The sequence below is a fragment of the Gordonia amicalis NBRC 100051 = JCM 11271 genome, from assembly GCF_000332995.1.
Classification (GTDB): domain Bacteria; phylum Actinomycetota; class Actinomycetes; order Mycobacteriales; family Mycobacteriaceae; genus Gordonia; species Gordonia amicalis.
On the sequence record NZ_BANS01000001.1, the window covers coordinates 153,953 to 168,153 of the forward strand.

General features: G+C 68.6%; 13 protein-coding genes. 7 read left to right on the plus strand and 6 right to left on the minus strand.

Annotation, left to right across the window (positions count from 1 at the left end):
* The first annotated feature begins 12 nt into the window (after positions 1-12).
* Positions 13-1,170, plus strand: coding sequence for a GuaB3 family IMP dehydrogenase-related protein (locus GOAMI_RS00750; protein ID WP_006434469.1), 1,158 nt, complete (start codon positions 13-15; stop codon positions 1,168-1,170).
* Positions 1,171-1,396: 226 nt separating this feature from the next.
* Positions 1,397-3,160, plus strand: a complete 1,764-nt coding sequence (locus GOAMI_RS00755) for a GMC family oxidoreductase N-terminal domain-containing protein (RefSeq protein WP_006434470.1) — start codon at positions 1,397-1,399, stop codon at positions 3,158-3,160.
* A 73-nt stretch (positions 3,161-3,233) separates the two neighbouring features.
* Here the strand turns inward: GOAMI_RS00755 and GOAMI_RS00760 are convergent, their stop codons facing one another.
* The 3 genes from GOAMI_RS00760 to GOAMI_RS00770 are packed head-to-tail and all read right to left on the minus strand — an operon-like array spanning position 3,234 to position 5,160.
* Positions 3,234-3,836: an energy-coupling factor transporter transmembrane component T family protein gene (locus GOAMI_RS00760; protein WP_006434471.1), complete on the minus strand. Its 603-nt coding sequence runs from the start codon at positions 3,834-3,836 to the stop codon at positions 3,234-3,236.
* Complete coding sequence (locus tag GOAMI_RS00765; protein ID WP_006434472.1) at positions 3,833-4,507, minus strand: energy-coupling factor ABC transporter ATP-binding protein; 675 nt, start codon at positions 4,505-4,507, stop codon at positions 3,833-3,835. The genes GOAMI_RS00760 and GOAMI_RS00765 overlap by 4 nt, the downstream gene beginning before the upstream one ends.
* Positions 4,508-4,533: 26 nt before the next feature.
* Positions 4,534-5,160, minus strand: a complete 627-nt coding sequence (locus tag GOAMI_RS00770) for a biotin transporter BioY (protein ID WP_040004483.1) — start codon at positions 5,158-5,160, stop codon at positions 4,534-4,536.
* Between the two features lie 49 nt (positions 5,161-5,209).
* On the opposite strand from GOAMI_RS00770, the gene guaA reads away from it, so the two are divergent.
* Positions 5,210-6,802, plus strand: coding sequence for a glutamine-hydrolyzing GMP synthase (gene guaA, locus GOAMI_RS00775; RefSeq protein ID WP_006434474.1), 1,593 nt, complete (start codon positions 5,210-5,212; stop codon positions 6,800-6,802).
* 62 nt (positions 6,803-6,864) lie between these two features.
* Here the strand turns inward: guaA and GOAMI_RS00780 are convergent, their stop codons facing one another.
* Entirely contained in the window at positions 6,865-7,095 is a 231-nt protein-coding gene (locus tag GOAMI_RS00780) for a hypothetical protein (protein WP_006434475.1), read from the minus strand.
* Positions 7,092-8,552: a PspC domain-containing protein gene (locus tag GOAMI_RS00785; RefSeq protein WP_006434476.1), complete on the minus strand. Its 1,461-nt coding sequence runs from the start codon at positions 8,550-8,552 to the stop codon at positions 7,092-7,094. Before GOAMI_RS00785 ends, GOAMI_RS00780 begins: the two co-directional genes overlap by 4 nt.
* A 150-nt stretch (positions 8,553-8,702) precedes the next feature.
* Between GOAMI_RS00785 and GOAMI_RS00790 the strand changes: the two genes are divergently transcribed.
* Together GOAMI_RS00790 and GOAMI_RS00795 are read left to right on the plus strand one after the other, a co-directional pair.
* On the plus strand, positions 8,703-9,989 hold the full coding sequence (locus GOAMI_RS00790) for an ATP-binding protein (RefSeq protein ID WP_006434477.1): 1,287 nt from the start codon (positions 8,703-8,705) through the stop codon (positions 9,987-9,989).
* 23 nt (positions 9,990-10,012) lie between these two features.
* Complete coding sequence (locus tag GOAMI_RS00795; protein WP_035760078.1) at positions 10,013-10,705, plus strand: LuxR C-terminal-related transcriptional regulator; 693 nt, start codon at positions 10,013-10,015, stop codon at positions 10,703-10,705.
* An 80-nt stretch (positions 10,706-10,785) separates the two neighbouring features.
* Here GOAMI_RS00795 and GOAMI_RS00800 read toward each other — a convergent pair whose 3' ends face one another.
* A complete protein-coding gene (locus GOAMI_RS00800; RefSeq protein ID WP_006434479.1) occupies positions 10,786-12,048 on the minus strand; it encodes a serine/threonine-protein kinase in 1,263 nt (420 codons plus the stop codon).
* A gap of 79 nt (positions 12,049-12,127) precedes the next feature.
* Between GOAMI_RS00800 and GOAMI_RS00805 the strand changes: the two genes are divergently transcribed.
* Together GOAMI_RS00805 and imuA' are read left to right on the plus strand one after the other, a co-directional pair.
* The gene (locus GOAMI_RS00805; RefSeq protein ID WP_006434480.1) at positions 12,128-13,159 is read left to right on the plus strand and encodes an Rv2578c family radical SAM protein; all 1,032 of its coding nucleotides are present in this window, start codon (positions 12,128-12,130) and stop codon (positions 13,157-13,159) included.
* Between the two features lie 255 nt (positions 13,160-13,414).
* Positions 13,415-14,188: a DnaE2-dependent mutagenesis accessory factor ImuA' gene (imuA', locus tag GOAMI_RS00810; protein ID WP_006434481.1), complete on the plus strand. Its 774-nt coding sequence runs from the start codon at positions 13,415-13,417 to the stop codon at positions 14,186-14,188.
* Positions 14,189-14,201: the final 13 nt, after the last annotated feature.

Here is a 14,201-nt window from a genome sequence, read left to right on the forward strand (position 1 = left end):
AAAGGCGCACTGGTGCGTGACCTCGTCGAAATCGGCATGGGCCGGACGGCCCGACGGACCTACGAACTGGACGACATCAGCATCGTCCCGTCCCGTCGGACCCGTTCGTCCAAGGATGTCTCCACCGCGTGGCAGATTGATGCCTATCGATTCGAGTCCCCGATCCTGAGCCACCCGACCGATGCCCTGGTGTCGCCGTCGGTGGCCATCGAGCTCGGCAAGCTCGGCGCGCTCGGCGTCATCAACGGCGAGGGACTGTGGGCGCGGCATCGCGACGTCGAGGCCAAGCTCGAGGAGCTGGCCGCCATCGCCGCGGGCGATCCCGATCCGTATGCGGCGGTGCGTCATCTGCAGAAGCTGCACGCCGCACCCCTCGACAGCGGTCTTCTCGCCGAAGCGGTTGCGCAGGTTCGCGACGCCGGTGTCACCACCGCGGTGCGCGTCAGCCCGCAGCACGCACCGGAACTGACCCCCGCCCTCCTCAAGGCGGGTGTCGAACTCCTCGTGGTGCACGGCACGATCATCTCCGCCGAGCACGTCGCGCAGGTCGACGCCGACGGGGCCCAGCGCGAACCGCTGAACCTGAAGACGTTCATCGCCGACCTCGACATCCCGGTCATCGCCGGCGGCGTCCTCGATCACAGCACCGCGCTGCACCTGATGCGCACCGGTGCGGCGGGCGTCATCGTCGGCTACGGCTCGGCAGCCGGAGCGACGACCACCGGTGAGGTGCTGGGCATCGGCGTGCCGATGGCGACCGCCATCGCCGATGCGGCCGCCGCCCGTCGCGACTACCTCGACGAGACCGGTGGACGCTACGTCCACGTCATCGCCGACGGCGACATCCACACCTCGGGTGACCTGGTCAAGGCCATCGCCTGCGGTGCCGATGCCGCGGTGCTCGGTACGCCGCTCGCCGCCTCGGCGTCGGCTCCCGGTGGTGGGTGGTACTGGCCGTCGGCCGCCGCTCACCCCGACACCCCGCGCGGGGCGCTGCTCCAGGTGGCCGGCAACGCCGACCGCCCGAGCCTCGATCGAGTCCTCAACGGCCCGTCCGACGATCCGTTCGGCGAGCTCAACCTCGTCGGTGCGCTGCGGCGCGCGATGGCCAAGGCCGGGTACTGCGACCTCAAGGAGTTCCAGCGGGTGGGGTTGTCCGTCCACGCTTGACCGCTCCCTGAGTACCGTCCGGAGCTTGCGGAGACCCGTCGCTCGCTCCCTGAGTACCGTCCGGAGCTTGCGGAGACCCGTCGCTCGCTCCCTGAGTAGCGTCCGGAGCTTGCGGAGACCCGTCGCTCGCTCCCTGAGTAGCGTCCGGAGCTTGCGGAGGACGCGTATCGAAGGGTTAGGGTGACCTGGCTTATCCCATGTGACAACAGCTATTAGTATGGTTTCCATGGGTGTGACAAAGCGATCCGACAGCTCCACCGACTTCGACGTCCTCGTCGTCGGCTCCGGATTCGGTGGCAGCGTGAGCGCGCTCCGACTGGTGGAGAAGGGTTACCGCGTCGGTGTCGTCGAGGCGGGACGCCGCTTCGAGGACGAGGAGTTCGCCAAGACCAGCTGGCGGCTGAACCGTTGGCTGTGGGCCCCGAAGCTCGGTCTCTACGGCATCCAGCGCATCCATGCGCTCAAAGACGTGATGATCCTGGCCGGCGCGGGTGTGGGCGGCGGTTCGCTGAACTACGCGAACACCCTGTACAAGCCTCCGACACCGTTCTTCACCGACCCGCAGTGGAACCACATCACCGACTGGGAGGACGAACTCACCCCGTACTACGACCAGGCCCGGCGGATGCTCGGCGTGGTCACCAACCCGACCATCACCGACTCCGACCGGATCGTCGCGGAGGTGGCGGAGGAGATGGGCGTCGGCCATACCGTGACGCCCACGCCCGTCGGCGTGTTCTTCGGTGCCAAGACCGGACTCGAGGGTGCACCCGGCGAGACGGTGCCCGACCCGTACTTCGGCGGCGCCGGACCCGACCGCACCGCGTGCACCGAATGCGGTGCCTGCATGACCGGCTGCCGCGTCGGTGCGAAGAACACCCTGCTGAAGAACTACCTCGGACTCGCCGAACGCAACGGCGCCACCATCATCGACCGGACGACGGTCGACTCCCTCGTCCAGCGGGCAGACGGCTCGTGGGAGGTCGGGACACACCACTCGTCGTCGTGGGGACCGTTGGGACGTCGTCGGCGCACGTTGACCGCCGGCCAGGTGATCCTCGCCGCGGGGACGTTCAACACCCAGCGACTGATGCATCACGCGAAAGTCACCACGCTGCCGCAGATCTCGGATGCGATGGGCCGGCTGACCCGGACCAACTCGGAGTCGATCCTGGGCGCGATGGGTTCGCGGGTCGACCCCGAGCACGACTACTCACGCGGCGTCGCGATCACGTCGTCGTTCTATCCGGAACCGAACACCCACATCGAGCCGGTGCGATATGGCAAGGGCTCCAATGCAATTGCCTACTTGCAGACGCTGCTCACCGACGGCGGCACGCGCCGCAACCGGTTCGGGCAGATCCTCAAGCAGGTCGCGAAGAACCCGTTCCTGCTGGTGCGGCTGCTCGTCGTGCGCCAGTGGAGTGAGCGGACGGTGATCGCGCTGGTCATGCAGAACAACAACAACTCGCTGACGACCTTCGTGCGCAAGCGCGGACCGCTGCGTTACATCACGAGCAAACAGGGTCACGGCGAACCGAACCCGACATGGATTCCCAAGGGCAACGAGGCAACTCGCCGGATGGCGACCAAGCTGAACGGCGGCGTCGCCGGCGGCACCTGGGGCGACATCCTCAACATGCCGCTGACCGCCCACTATCTCGGCGGGTGTGCGATCTCCGACGATCCGGACAGCGGTGTCATCGATCCGTATCAGCGCGTGTGGAACTACCCGACGCTGCACGTCACCGACGGCGCGTCGGTCTCGGCGAACCTCGGTGTGAACCCCTCGCTGACGATCTGTGCGCAGGCCGAACGGGCGGTCGCGTTGTGGCCCAACAAGGGTGAGGAAGACCGTCGGCCCGCGCAGGGGGAGAGCTACCAGCGGATCGACCCCACGGTCCCGGCGGCGCCCGTCGTCCCGGCGGACGCTCCCGGCGCGCTGCGGCTGCCGATCACACCGGTCACGGGCCCGGGCGTCACCGCGTAGATTCCGAAACTCATCAGATTGCGTTTTGTCCCGGAGACCGGGACAAAACGCGACCTGATCCCCACCTCCCGCGCTAGTCGAGCCCGCGCGCGGTGAGTGTGTCGGCGAAGCCGTCCGCGGTGCGGAGGGCGGCGAGCACGACCGGCGCGACCAGGATCCGCGGACCCGGCCGGAGCCCGCGGGCCTGGCGTGCCTCGTCGACCTCGCGCACCACCTCGACCATCAGCGGGATGGCGCGGATCGTCAGTGCGAGCGCGATGGCGATGAGGTCGGTGCGCACCCCGATCCGTCGAAGCGGACCCAGGGCGCGCACGATCGCATCGAGCATGTCGGTGGTGCGGGTCGTCAGCGTCACGACCGTCGCCAGGGCGACCGACAGCGCCAGGACGCCACAGATCACCACCGCGCGCTGCCAGTCGGTGAAGATGACCTGAAAAGCGAAGATGGACAACAACATCCAGGTCAGCGGGCGGAGCTGACGCCAGGCCTCGAGCGGGCCGATGCCGGCGAGCGCGAAGGTCGCCGCGACACCGAGGGTCGCGACCCCCAGCGTGAGCAGTGTCCCCACGGTCAGCGACATCACGAGGATCGCCACCGCCATGGCGACGAATTTGACGCCCGGTGGAAGCCGGTGCAGCAGGGTGTTCCCGGGACGGTAGACGCCGAGGACGTTCACGACATCAGGGTCCGGTAGAACGCGATGGCGGGAGCCGGCTCGTCGTCGGCGACCACCCGGCCTTCGTCGATCACGATGACCCGGTCGAAGCCATCGAGGATGTCGAGGTCGTGACTGACGACGATCAGCTGTTCGTCGAGTGACGCGAAGACGTCGGTGAGCATGCGGGTGTTGCGCAGATCGAGCAAGGTCGTCGGCTCGTCGGCGACGATGATCGCCGGGTCGGTCACGAAGATCGACGCGAGCGCGAGAAGTTGTTTCTGTCCGCCGGACAGTCGTTGAGCGGGATGGTCGGCGTGCTGGGCCAGACCGAAACGCTCGAGTACCTCGAGGGCCCGGACGGCGCGCTGCTTCTTGTCGAGGTCGGTACGGCGCAGCGACAGTTCGATGTCCTCGATGACCGTCGGCATGATGATCTGCCGGTCGGGGTCGGAGAAGATGAACCCGACACGGCGTCGGACCTCACGTTTGTGCCGGGCGACGAGAAGACCGTCGACGGTCACGGTGCCCGAGACCGGCACGACGAGCGCGTTGATCATCCGCGCCAGCGTCGACTTCCCGCTGCCGTTGGCCCCGACGATCCCGATCCGGTTCTCGGTGAGATTCAACGAGACGTCACGCAGCACGACCCGATCGTCGTAGGAGTGCGAGACGTTCGTGAACTCGATCATCGAGGTGTGGCGCCGGCCGGGTCGGCTCAGCTGTCGGCGCCGGAGCGCCGCAACAGTCGGAGCGGCTCGATGAGGCCGGGGCGGCCGCGGTGGATCTGCGCGGCCACCAGTGCGGCGACGACGACTTTGATCACGTCGCCGATGAGGAACGGGCCGTTCGACGTGATCGCCGCCCACACCGTCAGATCGGTGCGCAGGATCAACCCGAGAATGCCGAACAGGTAGATGACGAACATCCCGCCCAGTGCGTTGATCCCGATGCCCCAGAGCACGCGGTACCGCGGCCGGTCGCCGACCGCGAGCATCGCCGCAGTCAGCACACCGATGACGATGACCGCCGGCAGCCAGCCGACGAAGTAGCCGGCGGTCGGGGAGGCCAGGGCGGTGAGGCCGCTGCGTCCGCCGGACAGGATGGGGAGTCCCGCGATGGCCAGCACCATGAAGATGACGACGGCGAGAGTTCCCTTCTTCGGGCCCAGGACGGCGCCCGCGAGGATCACACCCAGCGTCTGGAATGTGATCGGCACGCCACTGGAGCCGATGTTGATGGTCCCGGGCAGGCCGAGCGCGGCGATCAACGCGGCGAAGACGGCGGCCTGGGTGAGGTCGCCGATGCTCAGCGACCAAGCGGAGGTACGGGTAGATGCAGTCATGTCGGTGTCGAAGTATTTCACGTCGAGGTCGACCACTAGACTCGGCCGGGTGACAGACTCTTCTGCCGAGGATTTCCTCGAGGGCCCGCGGCCCGTACTCGTCGTCGATTTCGGAGCGCAGTACGCGCAGCTGATCGCACGAAGGGTGCGCGAGGCGCGGATCTACTCCGAGGTGATCTCCCACGACGTCCCGCTGGCGAAGATCCAGGAGAAGAACCCGGTCGCGATCATCCTCTCGGGCGGACCGGCGTCGGTGTACGCCGAGGACGCCCCGGAACTCGACCCCGCCGTCTTCGACCTGGACATCCCGGTCTTCGGCATCTGCTACGGCTTCCAGGCGATGGCGGCAAAGCTGGGTGGCGAGGTAGCCAACACCGGCGGCCGCGAGTTCGGCCGCACCACGTTCACGGTGAACAGTGGCGGTGTCCTGCACCAGGGCCTCTCCGAGACCCAGCCGGTGTGGATGAGTCACAACGATGCGGTGCAGCAGGCGCCGGAGGGCTTCACCGTCACCGGTTCGACGCCCGGCGCTCCGGTCGCGTCGTTTGAGAATCTCGAGCGCCGCATGGCAGGCGTCCAGTACCACCCCGAGGTGCTGCACACCCCGCACGGCCAGCAGGTCCTCACCCGCTTCCTCTACGAGATCGCCGGTCTCGAGGCCACCTGGACCGCCGCGAACATCGCCGACGCCCTCATCGACGCGGTCGCCGACCAGATCGGCGACGGCCGGGCGATCTGCGGTCTGTCGGGCGGAGTCGATTCCGCGGTGGCCGCCGCGCTGGTCCAGCGCGCCATCGGCGACCGTCTCACCTGCGTCTTCGTCGACCACGGACTGCTACGAGCCGGTGAGCGCGAGCAGGTCCAGCACGACTTCGTCGGCGCGACCGGTGCCAAGCTCGTCACCATCGACGCCGCCGACAAGTTCCTCGAGGAACTGTCCGGTGTCAGCGACCCGGAGACCAAGCGCAAGATCATCGGCCGCGAGTTCATCCGCTCCTTCGAGGGCGCGGTGAGCGAGGTCCTCGGCGAGGAGGCCGAGACGGGCGAGAAGGTCGACTTCCTGGTCCAGGGCACGCTCTACCCCGACGTGGTCGAGTCCGGTGGCGGCAGCGGCACCGCGAACATCAAGAGCCACCACAACGTCGGCGGCCTGCCCGAGGATCTCGAGTTCAGCCTCGTCGAGCCGCTGCGCCTGCTGTTCAAGGACGAGGTCCGTGCCGTCGGCCGCGAACTCGGCCTGCCGGAGGAGATCGTGGCGCGCCAGCCGTTCCCGGGTCCGGGTCTGGCGATCCGCATCGTCGGCGAGGTGACCGCCGATCGGCTCGAGATGCTGCGCAAGGCCGACCTCATCGCCCGCGAGGAGTTGACCGCCGCCGGTCTCGACGCCCAGATCTGGCAGTGCCCGGTGGTGCTGCTGGCCGACGTCCGCAGCGTCGGCGTCCAGGGTGACGGCCGTACCTACGGTCATCCGATCGTGCTGCGCCCGGTCTCGAGCGAGGACGCGATGACCGCCGACTGGACGCGCGTGCCCTACGAGGTCCTCGAGATCATCTCGACCCGGATCACCAACGAGGTCCCCGACGTCAACCGCGTCGTCCTCGACGTGACGAGCAAGCCGCCGGGCACCATCGAGTGGGAGTGACACCCCACATCAGGCCGGCATCGTGATCACGACGCCGGCCTGATGTGTTCACCCCTCGCCTTTCACCTCCGGGTGCGAGTCCCGGAGATGATCAGGATCAGTCCGATCAGCAGCCCGATGCCGACGGCGGCCCAGCCGAGGTCGGCTGCTTCGGGAAGTGCCGGCCCGCCGGCCAGACCCCACCCGGCGACGGCCAGTGCCGCGATCCCCACGATCCCCAATCCCGGTGCGCGGTGGGTTGATTCGGCGTAGTCCTCGGTAGCGGCGGGATCGCCGTTCATCTGCTCGCTCATCGTGTGACCTGAACCTCTCCCATGCCGGTGTGTGCGTCGATCTCGAGAACGGGTCCGTCGGTGCCGTCGCGCCCACCGTCGAGTCCGGTGGGGCAGTCGATGTCGCCGATCCCGGTGTCACAGGTGACACGGACGTTCATGTTCTCGGGCAACGCGACCTTGATGACGCCCATCCCGTTCTGGAGCTCCACCCGCCGGTCCGCGGTGAGGTCGACCTCGCGCAGGTCGAGGGTCATCTCGCCGACGCCGAGGGAGTACTCGGGTTGGATGTCGTTCTCCGTCAACGGCTTCCATACCCGATCGCCGGCCCCTCCGTTCGGGATCGTGATCCCCGAGACCGTCGTGGTGACGATCGTCGCGACGCCCAGCAGAATGGCCACGGGCAGGAGACCGGTGCTGTGCTCGCCGGTGCGTCGTCGGAGGGTTGCGGCCAGCAACAGGCCCGCGCCGACGACTGCGAGGCACAACGAGAGGACTCGGGGCGTGGTGAACCAGTCCACCCCTGCCTGATTCAGGGCGGCCCCGACCGCGCCGACGATGATCGCGAGTCCGAGGACGACCATGGTCAGCGGTGACCGACGGCGCCGAGGCTCGATGGACCTCACCGGGGCGGCGGGTTCGGGCAGATCCCAGGCGAACGGGGCCGCTCCCAACGGATCCCAGGCCGGCGGGGCCGGGTCGAGGTCGTCGGATGCCGGCACCGGAGTCGGCAGGGGAGACCAGCGTTGCCCGGCCGATCCGGTGTCGACGTCGCCCTGGATCATGCCCGTCTCCTTCGTTGCCGCCGCGTTCGGGCCGGTGTCGGTCGTAGACTTCTGCAGGTCGACGGTGGGTGTGCTCGCCGAGCTCGCGGCGGTCGTCCCAGAACCGGTCGTCCCGGAACCGGTCGTCCCGGTATCGCTCATGGTGCGTGGGACCCATCGTTCGAATTGCCCCGCCGATGGCGGTGGGACCACGACGTCGGTGACGGCCACGGTGTCGATGCTGGTGCCGGGTGGGGGCGTGGGCGTGCGCAGATAGAGCAGGTACCACCCGCCGAGCATCAGGATCGCGCCGACCAGGCCACCCGAACCCCAGGTGCGGTTGGGGCCGATCGAGGTGACGATCACGATCGCGAGGACGACCAGCACGATGACCTGTGGGTTGCCCCAGCCGTGGCCGTGACCGTGGCGCCGGTGCCCGCCGTGTCCGCCGGAGTACGCGGCGCGCAGTGCTTCGGCATGGGCGCGCTGGGACCCCGGGAACGCGATCCAGGCCGCCAGGTAGAGGATCAACCCGCTGCCGCCGAAGAAGGCGGAGACCACGAAGGCGACCTTCACGAGCGTGGGGTCGACGCGGTAGCGGGCCGCGATGCCACTGCACACGCCGGCGATGGTCCGGTTCTCCGGACGATAGGGGCGCGTCGACCACAGCTCCCTGAGCTGACTCTGGAACTCCTTGGTGTCCATGGGGATCATCGTGCTCCCTCGAGTGCCCGCAGCACATCGGGTGATCCCCTGATTTCCCCCCGGCCGATCGGGGGTGCGGGTCGGGCACCCCGAGTCGCGGGTGGAGAAACGGGGGTGAACCCCGATGTCCGGATTGGCCTGCCATGGGACCATCGAGGGGTGAGTGGAACGGAGGTGGAGCCTGCGCCGCGGCTGGTACGCCGGGACGGTGGCCGGGTGGTCGCCGGGGTCGCCGGCGGGATAGCCGACCATCTGGGGGTCGACGTCTTCCGCGTCCGGATCGTGTTCGTGGTGCTCGCCGCGCTGGCCGGAGCCGGGGTCGCGGCCTACGGTCTGCTCTGGTTCTTCTGCCCGCCCGGGAAGGACACCGCCCCGCCCGCACCGGGCGAGCGCCGGCAGTCCCTGGGGCTCGCGGTGATCGGGCTCGTCGCGATGTCGGTCGTCGGCTTCGCCGCCTCGGGCACACCTGCGGAGTATCTCGTTCCCTTCGTGTTCATCGCCATCGGCGCGAGCCTCGTGTGGCGGGAGTTCGACACCTCCCACCGCGCGCCCCGCGCCCCACTGCTGACCTGGACACGACTGATCGGCGGCGTGCTGCTCGTCGTCGGCGGACTCGTGGTGATCGTCGTCGCCGGCGATCGCAGCTTCGGCGGCCTCAACTCGACGATCCTCGCGGTGGTGGCGACGCTCATCGGCGTCGTGCTCCTCACCGTGCCGCTGTGGATGCGGATGTGGCGTGCCCTCAACGAGGAGCGCGCCGCACGCATCCGCAATGCCGAACGCGAGGAGATCGCCTCGCACCTGCACGACTCGGTGCTGCAGACCCTTGCGCTGATCCAGAAGAAGGCCCACCGTCCCGAGGAGGTCGCGCGGCTCGCCCGCAGCCAGGAACGGGAGTTGCGTGCCTGGCTGTTCAGCGACCCCGCGCAGGAACGCGGTTCGCTCTCGGCGGCGCTGCGCAGCGTCGGCGCGGAGGTCGAGGACGCCTATGGCGTCGACGTGGAGATCATCACCGTCGGTGATCTGCGGCCCAACGACGCGCGGGATGCGAAACGATGGTCGGCGCTGGCCGGGGCGACCAGGGAGGCGCTGGTCAACGCGGCCAAGCATTCCGGTGAGCGCACGGTCGACGTGTACAGCGAGGTGACCGAGGACCAGGTCGAGGTGTTCGTCCGCGACCGTGGCGTGGGCTTCGACCCGATGGTCGTCGACGACGACCGCCAGGGGATCAGCCGGTCGATCCGGGCGCGGATGGAACGGATGGGCGGTCGGGTGGCGATCACCTCGACACCGGGGCGCGGGACGAATGTCGCCCTGACGATGCCGCGCGTCGACCGTGTACCGGTGGTCGACGAGGTGGGCGCGGAGACCGGCGCACCGCCGGTGCAGCAGGCCCAGACGGAGCAGGCAGAGAAGGAAACAACGGACGACCGGAAGGTGCGATGACCCCCCAGCAGGCCTCGAACTCGATGGACACGACCACCGGCGCACCGGCGTCGGGCTACACCGTGTACCTCGTCGACGACCACGCCGTGTTCCGTTCCGGGGTGCGCGCGGAACTGGCCGACGAACCGGGACTGCGGATGGTCGGGGAGGCCGGTACGGTGCCGGAGGCGATCGCCGGAATCGTCTCCACCGCACCGGATGTGGTGCTCCTCGACGTCCACATGCCGGCCGGTGGCGGGGTCGCGGTGCTGCGTGGCGTACTCGACCGGCTCGGTACCGATGCGGCGTCGATGCCGGTCTTCCTCGCCCTGAGCGTCTCCGACGCCGCCGAAGACGTGATCGCGACGATCCGGGCCGGTGCCCGCGGGTACGTGACCAAGACGATCGACGGCGCCGAACTCGCCGATGCGGTGCGTCGGGTCGCGGAGGGCGATGCGGTGTTCAGCCCCCGGCTGGCCGGGTTCGTGCTCGATTCGTTCACCGGTAAGTCGTCGGCGCCCGAACCGCCGCTGGATCCGGAACTCGACTCCCTCACCCGCCGTGAACTCGAGGTGTTGCGACTGCTCGCCCGCGGGTACACCTATCGGGAGATCGCCGAGGAGCTCTTCATCTCGATCAAGACCGTGGAGACACACGCCTCCAACGTGCTGCGCAAGACCCAGCAGTCCAACCGCAACGCCCTTACCCGCTGGGCGGCGACACGCCACATCGGCTGATCCGCTGGTCGAGCCGTCTCCGCTGGTTGAGCCGCCTCCGCTGGTTGAGCTCGTCTTCGCTGGTTGAGCTTGTCGAAACCCTAGCGCAACAGCGCGATCGCGAGGACCACGAGCACCGCCAGCACGGCGAAGAACACGAAGACCGACACCGCGAGGGCCGTGCTCGAGGTGGCCGAGTTCCGGGACGGTTCCCCATAGCCGGGGTTCATCGGCTGACGATGGGGTGACGACGACTGGGAGGCAGCCGAATACGGCTGCGGCGTCGACATCAGCGTCGGGGAGTGGTGCTCCTGCCGCGTATGGGGGATGTCGCGTGAGCCGCGATCGCCGGCCGCGGTCGGGGCGTACGGCGGCAGGGTCGCGCCGGCCACCGGGCGATGGGGTCCCGTTGTCGACGAGCGGTTGGCGCGCTGCGCCCACACCGGCGTACCTGCCCCGGGGCGGGTGATGAGGCCGGTGAGCACCTGGTCCCTGGTGCCGCGGGAGCCGGCGGCGAAAGCGGTGAGGGCGTCGCGTGCCTCTGCCATCGACGGTCGTTTCGTCGGACTCGGCTCCAACAGACGGAGCAGCACCGGTTCGAGATCACCGGCCTTTGTCATCGGATTGATCCGCGCCCGGGCGACCTTGTGCAGCAACGCGATCGAGTTGTCGTCGACGCCGAACGGTGGCTGGCCCTCGACCATCGTGTAGATCGTGGCACCCAGCGAATAGACGTCGGAGGCCTCCATCGGCTCCGCGCCGCGGGCCACCTCGGGAGCGAAATAGGCTGGGGTGCCGGTGATCATGCCGGTCTGGGTGAGTGTCACATCGTCCTTGGCCCGCGAGATGCCGAAGTCGGTGATCTTGACGAGGCCGGCGTTGCGGCCGCCCTCGGCGATCAGGATGTTGCCCGGCTTGATGTCGCGGTGCACGATGCCGGCCGCGTGGGCCTCGACCATCGCGTCGGCCACCTGCGCACCGATCTGGGCGGCCTCCATCGGCTCGAGCGTCGTTGTGGCGTGCAGGATCTGGGCGACGCTGCGTGACGGCAGGTACTCCATCACCAGCCATGGCTCACCGCGGTCGAGGGCGACGTCGTGCATCGCGATGGCGTTGCGGTGCGAGAGCTTCGCGGCGATGCGACCCTCGCGCATCGCCCGCTTACGGACGTTGTCCGCGGAATCCTCGGTGAGGCCCTCGGTGGAGACGACCTGTTTGACGGCCACGTCGCGATCGAGGAGCTGGTCGCGAGCGAGCCACACCGTGCCCATGCCGCCGCCGCCGATCCGCGACTTCAGGCGGTATCGGCCGGCCACCAGGTACTGGGGACCTGGGGCATGATGGGTTCCGACGGACGGTGGCATACGGCGATGATAGCGGCGAGGGATCGCCGGCGGGCATCGCACTTGACAGTCCGATCGCACATGTGTTCGACTCGCTGGTATGCGATGGTCCGAGCAGGCGGTCGAGGTCGACGACGGGGCACTCCCCGGGCTGAGCCGCTCCGGCCTGGTGCGGTCGGTGCGGACGCCCGACTTCGAAGGTGTCACCTTCCACGAGGTGCTGGCGAAGAGTGCTCTCAACCGTGTCCCGGAGGCCTCGTATCTCCCGTTTCAGTTCACCGTCAACACTTTTCGCGGATGCACCCACGCGTGCCGGTACTGTTTCGCCCGGCCGACGCATGAATACCTCGACCTCGACGCGGGCAAGGACTTCGATTCCCAGGTGGTCGTGAAGCTCAATGTGGCCGCCGTGCTGCGCAAGGAGCTGAAACGACGCTCCTGGACGCGGGAGACCGTCGCGCTGGGAACCAACACGGACCCCTATCAGCGGGCCGAGGGCCGGTACAAGCTCATGCCGGGGGTGATCTCGGCGCTGGCGGAGTCCCGGACGCCGTTCTCCATCCTCACCAAGGGCACGCTGATCCGGCGTGACCTGCCCCTGTTGCGGCAGGCGGCGGCCCAGATCCCAGTGAGCATCGGGATCTCGCTGGCCATCATCGACCCGGATCTGCAGAAGAAGATCGAACCGGGCACACCGTCGCCGCAGGCCAGGCTGTCGCTGATCCGCGACCTCGCCGACGCAGGCCTCGCGCCTCATGTGATGGTCGCACCGGTCATTCCCTACCTGACCGACTCGACGTCGCACCTCGATGCGCTGCTGGAGGCGTTGGCCGCGGCCGGCGCGTCGGGCGTGACGGCGTTCCCGATGCATCTGCGGTCCTCGACCAAACCCTGGTTCCTGGAGTGGCTGGCCGAGGAGCACCCGGCGCTGATCCGCCGTTACCGCGGCCTCTATGGACGCGGTGCCTACGTGACACCCGAGTACTCGTCGTGGCTGCGGGAGCGGATGCAACCCATGGTGCAGCGCCACGGGCTGGCGGGCTCGGGCGGCCTACGGCAGTCCGGCGCGGATGCGGAGCCGGCGGGGTCGGTCGCCGCGCCCGAACTGCAGCACGCGCTCACCCTGTTCTGAGTCCCGGTCGCGCCACAGGTTTGCTTTCTGTGACGAAAGATGCGCCAGTGCAACGTGTTACGTCCGTCGATCGGGTGCTGATGGCTGTCGGTTGACGCTTGTCGGTGGGTGGTTCTACCCTCTGGGTATCGAAACAATGTTCGAATGATCGGCGGACGAGATCACTCTCGGATCATTCCTTGCGGCGGTTCGATAATCAGATGGCGCAGCACCTTCCCGGCTCGCTCGAGTACCACCACGCGACTGGAGAGTGTCATGGATGTGTCGTCCCGTACGGATGAATTGGCCGGACTCCGCCGACGCATGGCGGCGATGTCGGGGCGTCCCGACCGGCACGCGGTGGAGACGCGTGATCCGGCCGCAGGCGTGCTGCCGATCCCCGAACCGCTGTCGGAAATACTGCCGCACAACGGGATTCCGCGTGGAACGGTCGCCCGATTCGACGGTGCCAACTCGTTGCTGGTCGCGATGATCGCATCGGTCGCCCGCGCGGGCGGTCAGGTCGGGATCGTCGGGATGCCCCGGCTGAGCCTGTTGTCGGCGGTGGAGATGGGTGCGGACCTCTCGCGCATCGCCACCATCCCCGATCCCGGCATCGATCCGGTGGAGGTCGCCGCGGTGCTGCTCGACGGCATGGACCTGGTGGTGCTCGGCAAGGTCGGACCGGGGGTGGGCGCGGCGGATGCGGTCGCCCCGTCACGGGCGCGCGTGGTGATGGGACGCGTACGCAAACAGTCGTCGGTCCTGCTGGTCGCCGGTGGCACATGGCCGGGTGCGCAGCTGACCATCGAGGCGCGGGTGCTCACCTACCGCCACAGCCCGTTGGTGCCCGGCGCCACCGACCTGGACTCCGCACGCAGCGGTTACGGCCGCATCGGCGGGATGAGGCTGCAGGTCACGGCCTCAGGACGCGGCAGGCAGTCGCAGAGCACCGAGGTCGATCTCCTGGCACGAGGCCAGGGTGCCGGCCGGACGGTGGAGATGGTCTCGACGACGAGTGCTCGTCCGGTCCTCGCGGTCGCGAACTGATGGCAGGGGTGAA

What these genes read in the sequence shown, in the direction of transcription:
- GOAMI_RS00755 (WP_006434470.1), top strand. Translation starts at nt 1,397, where the DNA reads ATGGGTGTGACAAAGCGATCCGACAGCTCCACCGACTTCGACGTCCTC.
- GOAMI_RS00765 (WP_006434472.1), bottom strand. Translation starts at nt 4,507, where the DNA reads ATGATCGAGTTCACGAACGTCTCGCACTCCTACGACGATCGGGTCGTG.
- GOAMI_RS00770 (WP_040004483.1), bottom strand. Translation starts at nt 5,160, where the DNA reads ATGACTGCATCTACCCGTACCTCCGCTTGGTCGCTGAGCATCGGCGAC.
- GOAMI_RS00780 (WP_006434475.1), bottom strand. Translation starts at nt 7,095, where the DNA reads ATGAGCGAGCAGATGAACGGCGATCCCGCCGCTACCGAGGACTACGCC.
- GOAMI_RS00785 (WP_006434476.1), bottom strand. Translation starts at nt 8,552, where the DNA reads ATGATCCCCATGGACACCAAGGAGTTCCAGAGTCAGCTCAGGGAGCTG.
- GOAMI_RS00795 (WP_035760078.1), top strand. Translation starts at nt 10,013, where the DNA reads ATGGACACGACCACCGGCGCACCGGCGTCGGGCTACACCGTGTACCTC.
- GOAMI_RS00800 (WP_006434479.1), bottom strand. Translation starts at nt 12,048, where the DNA reads ATGCCACCGTCCGTCGGAACCCATCATGCCCCAGGTCCCCAGTACCTG.
- GOAMI_RS00805 (WP_006434480.1), top strand. Translation starts at nt 12,128, where the DNA reads ATGCGATGGTCCGAGCAGGCGGTCGAGGTCGACGACGGGGCACTCCCC.
- imuA' (WP_006434481.1), top strand. Translation starts at nt 13,415, where the DNA reads ATGGATGTGTCGTCCCGTACGGATGAATTGGCCGGACTCCGCCGACGC.